An 8018-nucleotide genomic window follows, 5' to 3' on the forward strand; every position below is an offset into this window, starting at 1 on the left:
CTGGCAAGGACCGCCGCCCCGCGCTTGAGGAGGCGGCACCACGCGAACGCGTCAGAATTGTCGGGATGACCGACCTGTTTCACGATCGCCAAGCGCGCGGGCGGACCCGCACCGGGTGGCTCACCAGCCACCACACCTTTTCATTCGGCTCGTTCAACGACCCTCTGAGGATGGGATTCCGGGCCTTGAGAGTGATCAATGAAGACGTCATCGCCGGGGGCTCCGGCTTTGCGGAGCATGCGCACGACCACTTCGAGATTCTGACTTTCGTCCTGGCCGGGCTCATCGAGCACAAGGATTCGGCCGGAAACGCCGGCATCTTGCGAGGTGGCGACATCCAGCTCATCAGCTCCGGCACCGGCATTCGGCATTCCGAGCGGAATCCCTCCCCGACCGAGCCCGCCCACCTGTTTCAGATCTGGCTTCATGGTGAAGCGGACGGCGCTTTGCCACGCTACCAGACCCTTGCCGGTGCGCTGAGCGGCGAACCCGGCCCCGTTCGACTGGTCGCGAGTCCGGACGCTGCAGACGGCGCGCTTGCATTGGCGGCGCCGGTGCGCATCTGGGCGGGCAGACTGGGCGCCGGACAAGTCGCGACCCAGGCGCTCGCTCCAGGGCGCTTCGGATGGTTGCAGCTGCTGGATGGCATCCTGACGATCCGCGAGAACTCCGAAGCCGAGCCCCTGGAGCTGAGAGGCGGTGACGCCCTTCAGCTGGTGTCCGTGCGCTCACTCGATCTCGCTGCGGTGACGGACGCGCGCTGGCTCTGGTTCGACCTCGCCTGACACCGGCCTCGACGAGCGACGGCTATCTGGCGGACACGCTCGAGTTCGGCCTCCAGCGCCTCGCGCGAGCGCAGCGCGCCGGCCAGCCCCCGCGGGGGCGGCGTTCAGCGTTGAGCCTTGTCCTTTTGGTTCTGCGCCTCGATGCGCTCGCGTGCCGCCAGCCAGTCGGCATCGCTCCACTGCCGCAATTCGTAGAAGTTGCCGCCGGTCGCGAGCGCGTTGCCGCCGTCCATCATGATGCTCTGGCCGGTGAGCCAGTCGCACTGGCCGCGCGCCATCAGGAAGGCGGCGAGGTTCTGCAGCTCGCTCATCTTTCCGGTCCGGGCCATCGGGTTGTGGGCCTTGCTCCGAGCGCCGGGCTCCTCGCCGGGATTCAGCCGCTTGCTCATGCCCTCGGTCGGGATCTCGCCCGGGCCGACCGCGTTCAGGCGGATGCCGTAGCGCGCCCACTCGACCGCCAGCGACTTGGTCATCACCTCGATGCCGGCCTTGCTCATCGCCGAGGGCACGACGTAGGGGCTGCCGTTGTCGACCCAGGTGACGATGATGCTCATCACGCTGCGGTACGGGTCGCCGGCCTTCCACTTGCCCTCCTTCGCCTCGGCGACCCAGCGCTTGCCGACCGCCTGCGTGACGTAGAAGCTGCCGTGGAAGACGATGTTGGCGACCGCGTCGAAGGCGCGCGGCGACAGGGCCTCGGTCGGCGAGACGAAGTTGCCCGCCGCGTTGTTGATGAGCCCGGCCAGCCCGCCGGATTGCCACAGGCTGTCGACCATCTCGTCGACCGCCTGCGCATTGCGGATGTCGACGCCGAAGGCGTCGATGCGCCGCCCCGGAAACTGCGTGCGCCATTCGGCGGCGGTCTCCTCGCAGACGCCCTGGCGCCGGCCGCAGATCGCGACGTCGCCGCCCAGCGCCAGGAAACGCTCGGCCATCGCGCGGCCGAGGCCGGTGCCGCCACCGGTCACGAGAATGCGCTGGCCGGCCATGAGATCGGTTTGGAACATGCGTGTCTCCTTGTCTTGGGTGGATGGATCGGACTGTGCAGCACGCATCGTAGAGCGCCGGAGGCGAGCCGGTAAGCTGTGATCATTCGTCGCCCAAGGAAAATCGACCGATGCACGCTCCCTCCTCTTTCTCCGAGACCTTCGCGCCGCTGGCCGGCGTCCGCGTGTTGAGCCTCGCGCTCAACCTGCCCGGCCCCGCCGCGCTGATGCGCTGCCGCGCCATGGGCGCGACTTGCACCAAGCTCGAGCCGCCGTCCGGCGACCCGATGGCGCACTACAACCGCACCGCCTACGCAGCACTGCACAAAGGCGTGACGGTCGAAGCCGCCGACCTGAAGTCCGAGGCCGGCCGGCAGCGCTTGCACCGCGCCCTCGAAGCCACCGACGTGCTGCTGACGTCGTTCAGGCCCTCCGCGCTGGCCAAGCTGGGGCTGGAATGGGACGCTTTGCGCGCCCGGCATCCGAGGCTCTCGCAGGTGGCGATCGTCGGCGCCCCCGGCGACCGCGCCGAGGAGCCCGGGCACGACCTCACCTACCTCGCCGAGAGCGGCCTGGTCACCGACACCGCGCTGCCGCCGACGCTGTACGCCGATATGGGCGGCGCGCTGCTTGCGAGCGAAGCGGTGCTGAAGGCAGCCCTCCGGACCGGCGCGTCGCCCACGGCCGGGATCTATCTGGAGGTGGCGCTGAACGCCGCCGCCGACTGGCTGGCGCTGCCGCGCACCTGGGGCCTGACCACCCCCGACGGCGCGGTCGGCGGCGCCCATGCGGGCTACCGCATCTACCCCTGCGCCGACGGCCGCGTGGCGGTCGCCGCGCTGGAGCCGCACTTCGCGGCGCGGCTCTGCGAAGCGGCCGGGCTGGCATCGACGAACATGTTCGCGTCCGGAACGCACGAAGCAATCGCACGCTGGATCGGCACGCGCACCCGCGCCCAGCTCGACGCCATCGCACGCGAGCGCGACCTGCCGCTGCTGACGCTGGCGAACTGACAAGCGTCTAGAGACTCTGCAGAAAGGCCACCATCCGTTTGCGCTCGTCGGCATCGGGCAAGCGACCACGCATCGCGCCGAGGTTGTCGGCCATGTGCGCAGGATCGGAGGTGCCGGGGATCACCGCCGTCACGCGCTCGTCGGCCAGCAGGAACTTGAGGAAGAACTGCGCCCAGCTGCCGGCAAAGCCCGCCGCCCAGTCGGGCAGCGGCTTGCCGCGCACCGCACGGAACAGGCGCGCGCGGCCGAAGGGCAAGGCCGTGAGCACGCCGGCCCGCACCTCGGCCGCCAGCGGCAGGAGGCGCGCTTCGACTTCGCGGTCGTCGAGCGAATAGGCGACCTGCACGAAGTCGGGCTTCTCGCGCTGGAGCACGGTCTCGAAGGCCGGGTAGTCGCGCTCGAAGGTGGAGGTGATGCCGACGTAGCGGCACAGGCCCTGCGCCTTCCATTCCCTGAAGCGGGCCAGCGATTGCTGCGGGTCGCGCACGTTGTGCAGTTGCAGCAGGTCGATGCGGCGCGTCGCCAGCCGGGCCAGCGAGCGATCGAGTTCCGCCGCATCAGGGGAACGGAGCTTGGTGGCGACGAAGATCTTGTCGCGCGCCTTCATAGCGGTCATCACCTGCCCCAGCACGAGTTCGGCGTCGCCATAGGCCGAGGCGGTATCGACGAGCCGGCCGCCGGCATCGACGAGTGTCTGCAGGATTTGCGCAGCGGATTCGCGCGTGCGGACGTCGTCGGTGCTGAAGACGTTGGCGGTGCCGAGTCCGACGGCGGGCAGGCGCTCCCCGGTGGAGGGGACGGCGCGCGTGATGAGCGCGGCTGCTCCGCCCTGCGCGAACGCGGCTGGCGGCAGCACGGCTGCCATGGCGGCAAGCGCGGAAAACTCTCGCCGGGTGATGCGGGTCATGGCGGTTCTCCTTGCGCGGTGATGGTGTCGAAAGAGGCTCGGCGCTCCTGCGTGCGTCCCAGCAGCGCCGACAGGACGAGCCACCCGACCACCACCGGCAGCGCGCAAAGCGCAATGGCGCCGATCTTGAGTCCGATCCCGTGCAGAAGGTCGTAGACCCAGCCATAGAGCGCATCGGAGCCCCGGTAGACCACGACGTCGATCAGGTTCTTGGACTTGTACTTGTCCTCGCGCCCGACAACCGTGAAGAACACCTGCCGCGCCGGATTGGCGATGGCGAAATTCATCCAGCGCTGGACCACCTGGAACACGAGGACCACCGCCAGGCTCGGCGCCATCGCCAGCACGAGAAAGCCGATGACGTAGACCGCCGGCAGCGCCGCCGCCGCCACACCCGTGCCGAAGCGCTGAAGGAGCCGGCCGGTGGCGAACACCTGCGTCGCCAACGTGAGCAGCCCGACGGCCAGGTCGATGCTGGCGAAGATCCGCGTCTGCGCTCCAGCGCCCTGCACGGTGGCCGCGACCACGTTGGCTTGCGCGAAGTAGAGCATCGTCGCGCCGAAGGACAGCAGGCTCACCCAGGCGCCGACACCGAGCAGATAAGGCGAGCGGAGCATCCCCGACAAGCCGGCAAAGGCGCTGCCGCCCACGCGGGACTCGTCGCGCCGCTGGCCCGGGCTCGCTCCCGCGCGGTGCTCGAGCCGGTGCGCGCAGAACACCGCGATCTCGAGAAACACGATGGCCGCGAGCAGCAGGTTGTGCGGCCCCAGCGGCACCGAGAGCGCGATGGTGATGACCGGTCCCAGCAGCGCCCCCGCCGTTCCGCCGGCGCCGATGAAGCCGAACAGCCGCTTGCCCTGCTCGCTCGAGAAGAGATCGGCCATGAAGGACCAGAACACGGCGACCGCGAACAGGTTGAAGACGCTGACCCAGACGAAGAACACGCGGGCCACGATCACCGGCGCGATGCCGAGCGCCAGCAGCAGCCAGAACAACGCGAGATTGACGACGAAGAAGTGGTAGACGAGCGGAATGAACCGTGCCCGCGGCAGCCTCGCCACCAGCACGCCGTAGATCGGCTGCGCGGCCAGCAGCGTCACGAAGGTCGCGGTGAACAGCCACGGCAGCGCCCGCGTGCCGCCCGCGATGCCCATCTGGTCGCGCAGCGGCCGCAGCACGTAGTAGCCCGCCAGCAGCGCGAAGAAATAGCCGAAGGACCACAGGGCCGCCGCCAGCTCCTGCGGCGTCGCCGGAACCGCGCGCCGCAGCCAGCCCTGAAGCCGCATCATGGCGCGAGCGACAGCTTCTGCCTGAGTTCGGCGGCGCTCACCGCCTGTCCGTAGCCCGGTCCGCCGCGCTGGAATCGACGGGCGTCGGCCAGCTTGCCGACCACCACGGGGTCGAAGCCGGCATCCCTCACCAGCCCCGCCGCGACCTTCACGGCTTCGGGATCGTCGCCCGCGATCGGGATCGCCAGCCTGGGCGCGGGCCGGTGGGCCTCGCGCGCGAAGATCGTGTAGGACAGGGTGTTGAACGCCCGCACCAGCCGCGCACCGGCGAGGTACTTCTGCGACACGACACCGACGCCTTCCTGCTCCACTTCGTCGGCCACGCTGCCGTCGCGCGAAGCCACGGCATTGCAGGCGTCGAGCAGGATCTTGCCCTTGAGCGCGCTGCCGTAGTCCTTGCCGATCTGCGGCAGCGCTCCATAGGGCACCGCGATGAAGAGCGCGTCGCCGAAGGCGATGGCCTGCTCCACCGTGCCGGCGCTGGCGAGCGCTCCGAGACCCGCGGCCAGGTCCTTGAGTTCTTCGGGATGGCGCGACGAGAACATCACCGGATGGCCGGCCTTGACCCACAGCCCGCCGATCGTGCCGCCGATGCGGCCCGCGCCGATGATGCCGATGCGCATGCCGGCCGTCGGCTGTGCCGGGGCCGGCCCCGGCGACAGCGCCGCGAGCGCGCTCCATGCCGCGCCGGCCGCGACCAGGCCGCGCCGCGTCGGGTCGAAAGATGGATGCTGCGCCATCGAACCCTCCTGGAGTTCCGGGCGATCATCCGCCCCCCGCCGGGGCGGCGCAAGCACCCCGAAGCCCGCTCAGAGCTTGATGCCCGCCGCCTTCACCGTCGGCCCGAGCACGCCCACCTGCTCCTTGACCACGCCCTCGAAACGCGCCGTGCTCTCGGGCTTGGCGACGATCCCCAGCTCGATCAGCTTCTTCTGCACCTCGGGCATCACCAGCACCTCGTTGCAGGCGTCGTGCAGCCGCACCACCATCTCGGGCGGCAGCCCGGCCGGCCCGCTGAGGCCGAAGAAGTTCTCCAGCACCAGCTTGGGCTGGCCCAGCTCGATGATGGTCGGCACCTCGGGCATCAGCGGCGAGCGGGCGCTGCCCGTGACCGCCAGCGGCAGCAGCTGGCCACTCTTGAAGAAGGGCACGTAGGCGGTGATGACGTCGATGCCGACCGGGATCACGTTGGCGATCAGGTCGGTGGTCATCGGCGCGCCGCCGCGGTAAGGCACGTGCACGAGGTTGGCGCCGGTGGTCTTCTTGATCAGCTCGCCGTGGATGTGGCCGATCGATCCCGGGCCGCCCGAGCCGAAGTCCAGCCGCCCTTCCTTGCGGGCGCGCGCCTCGAGCTCGGCATAGCTCGCGATGCCCGAAGGCTTGCTGGCCATGATCACCAGCGGCGCCGAGCCCAGGTAGGCGATGTGGGTGAAGGCGGCGACCGGGTCGTAGGGCTGCTTGTCGAGCGTGAACGGGCCGAGCGCGATCGGCGTGGTGTTCGAGAGCATGAAGGTGTAGCCGTCGGCTGCTGCGGCCGCCACCTGGGCGCCCCCGATGGTGCCGCCGGCGCCGGGCTTGTTGTCCACCACCACCGCCTGGCCGAGCTTCTTGCCGAGCTGCTCGGCCATCACCCGCGCCAGGATGTCGCTCGACCCGCCGGGCGGGAAGGTCACGATGATCTTGATCGGCTTGTCCGGCCACTGGGCGAAGGCCGGCAGCGCGAGCGCGGCGGCGCCTGCGGCGAGCATCTGGAGTGCGCCGCGGCGCGTGGGGTGCAGAGGGGTGGTCATGTTGTGGTGCAGCAAAAGGGATGCCCGATTCTGGGAAGGCCGCCATGGCACGCCAATCGCTAGGCAGCAATCAGCGGCATAGCAAAGCGCCGCCCCGGAGTCCGCCAGCGACTGGCGCTGGTGCCCCGGGGCACCAAAGCTGTGCAGGAGACACGCCATGTCACGCGCCAACGACCCCTTCGACACCTACCTGCTGCGCGTCTTCAGCATCCTGATGAACGAGCGCAGCGTCTCGCGCGCGGCCACCCGCCTGAACCAGTCGCAGCCGGCGATCAGCACCGCGCTGAGGCGGCTGCGCGAGATCTTCGACGACCCGCTCCTGATCAAGGACAAGCAGCGCATGGTGCCGACCGAGCGCGCGCTGCAGCTCGAGGCCTCGGTGCGCGTGGTGCTCGGCGAGATCGACGCCCTGCTCTCGCCCGGCGACGTCTTCGACCCCGCCACCACGCGCCAGACCTTCCGCATCGGGACGCCCGACTACCTCGCGCCGCCCCTGATGGCGGCGGTGGTGCACTACCTGCGCACCACCGCGCCAGGGGCCCGCATGCTGCTGCAGCCGCTCGGGCCCGACTACGACTACGACAGCGCCCTGGCCGACGGCGAGATCGACGTCGTGATCGGCAACTGGCCGCAGCCGCCCGAGCACCTGCGCACCACGCTGCTGCTGGAGGATGAGATCGTCTGCCTGGTCGACCGCGACCATCCGGGCGCCGGCGGCATGCGGCCCTCGGACTACCTGCAAGGCTCGCACGTCGTGCCGCTGCTTTACAGCGGGCTGCAGCGCGGCGTGGTCGAGACCCACCTGGCGACTCAGCGCCTGACACGCGCGCCGACGGTGACGGTGCCCTACTTCGCGATGGCGCCGCACCTGCTGCCGGGCACCGACCTGATCTTCACCACCAGCCGGCACTTCGCGCTGCACTTCGCCGCCGTGCTGCCGCTGGCGGTGGTGCCGTCGCCGATCGATTTCCCGCCGATGCGCTTCTACCAGCTCTGGCACGGGCGCAACCAGCACGCGCCGGGCCACATCTGGTTCCGCTCGCTGCTCTCGGCGGTGATGCGCACCGCCAGCGCCACGCGCCATCTGCGGGTCAGCCCGCCGCCGATGCCGGAGGTGCGACTGGCGGCCTGAACTAGCCCCCACGCTCCCCCACTGCGTGTGGGTCGCTGCCCCCCGAGGGGGCCGCAGGCCGCCTTGGGGCGGCCCGGCGCCGGCCTGAGCTCGCCCCCACGCTCCCTCACTTCGTG

The 8018-nt window shown here is 70.2% G+C and carries 8 protein-coding genes and 1 pseudogene; 4 read left to right on the forward strand and 5 right to left on the reverse strand.

Translation table 11 applies throughout. The features are described from left to right. Window positions 1–65: 65 nt before the first annotated feature. A pseudogene (locus AC1DYD_RS32105) lies at window positions 66–413 on the forward strand (pirin family protein); the annotation flags it as partial. Window positions 414–554: 141 nt separating this feature from the next. Continuing rightward, window positions 555–785 (forward strand): pirin family protein, encoded by a 231-nt coding sequence (locus tag AC1DYD_RS32110; RefSeq protein WP_478176794.1) that lies wholly within the window; start codon window positions 555–557, stop codon window positions 783–785. Window positions 786–889: 104 nt separating this feature from the next. On the opposite strand, the gene AC1DYD_RS32115 is transcribed toward AC1DYD_RS32110, so the two are convergent. Next, a complete protein-coding gene (locus tag AC1DYD_RS32115) occupies window positions 890–1792 on the reverse strand; it encodes an SDR family oxidoreductase (protein ID WP_478176787.1) in 903 nt (300 codons plus the stop codon). Between the two features lie 110 nt (window positions 1793–1902). Here AC1DYD_RS32115 and AC1DYD_RS32120 point away from each other — a divergent pair, with 110 nt between their 5' ends. Next, complete coding sequence (locus AC1DYD_RS32120) at window positions 1903–2784, forward strand: CoA transferase (RefSeq protein WP_478176788.1); 882 nt, start codon at window positions 1903–1905, stop codon at window positions 2782–2784. 7 nt (window positions 2785–2791) lie between these two features. On the opposite strand, the gene AC1DYD_RS32125 is transcribed toward AC1DYD_RS32120, so the two are convergent. The 4 genes from AC1DYD_RS32125 to AC1DYD_RS32140 all read right to left on the reverse strand — a co-directional run bounded on the left by AC1DYD_RS32125 (window position 2792) and on the right by AC1DYD_RS32140 (window position 6770). After that, window positions 2792–3691 (reverse strand): aldo/keto reductase, encoded by a 900-nt coding sequence (locus AC1DYD_RS32125; RefSeq protein ID WP_478176789.1) that lies wholly within the window; start codon window positions 3689–3691, stop codon window positions 2792–2794. Continuing rightward, window positions 3688–4980 carry an NTP/NDP exchange transporter gene (locus AC1DYD_RS32130; protein WP_478176790.1) on the reverse strand — a complete coding sequence of 431 codons (1293 nt, stop codon included), beginning with the start codon at window positions 4978–4980 and terminating at the stop codon, window positions 3688–3690. Before AC1DYD_RS32130 ends, AC1DYD_RS32125 begins: the two co-directional genes overlap by 4 nt. Beyond that, window positions 4977–5720, reverse strand: a complete 744-nt coding sequence (locus tag AC1DYD_RS32135; RefSeq protein WP_478176791.1) for an NADPH-dependent F420 reductase — start codon at window positions 5718–5720, stop codon at window positions 4977–4979. The genes AC1DYD_RS32130 and AC1DYD_RS32135 overlap by 4 nt, the downstream gene beginning before the upstream one ends. A 69-nt stretch (window positions 5721–5789) precedes the next feature. Continuing rightward, window positions 5790–6770 (reverse strand): Bug family tripartite tricarboxylate transporter substrate binding protein, encoded by a 981-nt coding sequence (locus tag AC1DYD_RS32140; protein ID WP_478176792.1) that lies wholly within the window; start codon window positions 6768–6770, stop codon window positions 5790–5792. 157 nt (window positions 6771–6927) lie between these two features. Between AC1DYD_RS32140 and AC1DYD_RS32145 the strand changes: the two genes are divergently transcribed. After that, a complete protein-coding gene (locus AC1DYD_RS32145) occupies window positions 6928–7902 on the forward strand; it encodes a LysR family transcriptional regulator (protein ID WP_478176793.1) in 975 nt (324 codons plus the stop codon). Window positions 7903–8018: the final 116 nt, after the last annotated feature.

Source organism: Variovorax sp. P4_B11, from assembly GCF_056402355.1.

What these genes read in the sequence shown, in the direction of transcription:
- AC1DYD_RS32115 (WP_478176787.1), bottom strand. Translation starts at nt 1,792, where the DNA reads ATGTTCCAAACCGATCTCATGGCCGGCCAGCGCATTCTCGTGACCGGT.
- AC1DYD_RS32120 (WP_478176788.1), top strand. Translation starts at nt 1,903, where the DNA reads ATGCACGCTCCCTCCTCTTTCTCCGAGACCTTCGCGCCGCTGGCCGGC.
- AC1DYD_RS32125 (WP_478176789.1), bottom strand. Translation starts at nt 3,691, where the DNA reads ATGACCCGCATCACCCGGCGAGAGTTTTCCGCGCTTGCCGCCATGGCA.
- AC1DYD_RS32130 (WP_478176790.1), bottom strand. Translation starts at nt 4,980, where the DNA reads ATGATGCGGCTTCAGGGCTGGCTGCGGCGCGCGGTTCCGGCGACGCCG.
- AC1DYD_RS32135 (WP_478176791.1), bottom strand. Translation starts at nt 5,720, where the DNA reads ATGGCGCAGCATCCATCTTTCGACCCGACGCGGCGCGGCCTGGTCGCG.
- AC1DYD_RS32140 (WP_478176792.1), bottom strand. Translation starts at nt 6,770, where the DNA reads ATGACCACCCCTCTGCACCCCACGCGCCGCGGCGCACTCCAGATGCTC.
- AC1DYD_RS32145 (WP_478176793.1), top strand. Translation starts at nt 6,928, where the DNA reads ATGTCACGCGCCAACGACCCCTTCGACACCTACCTGCTGCGCGTCTTC.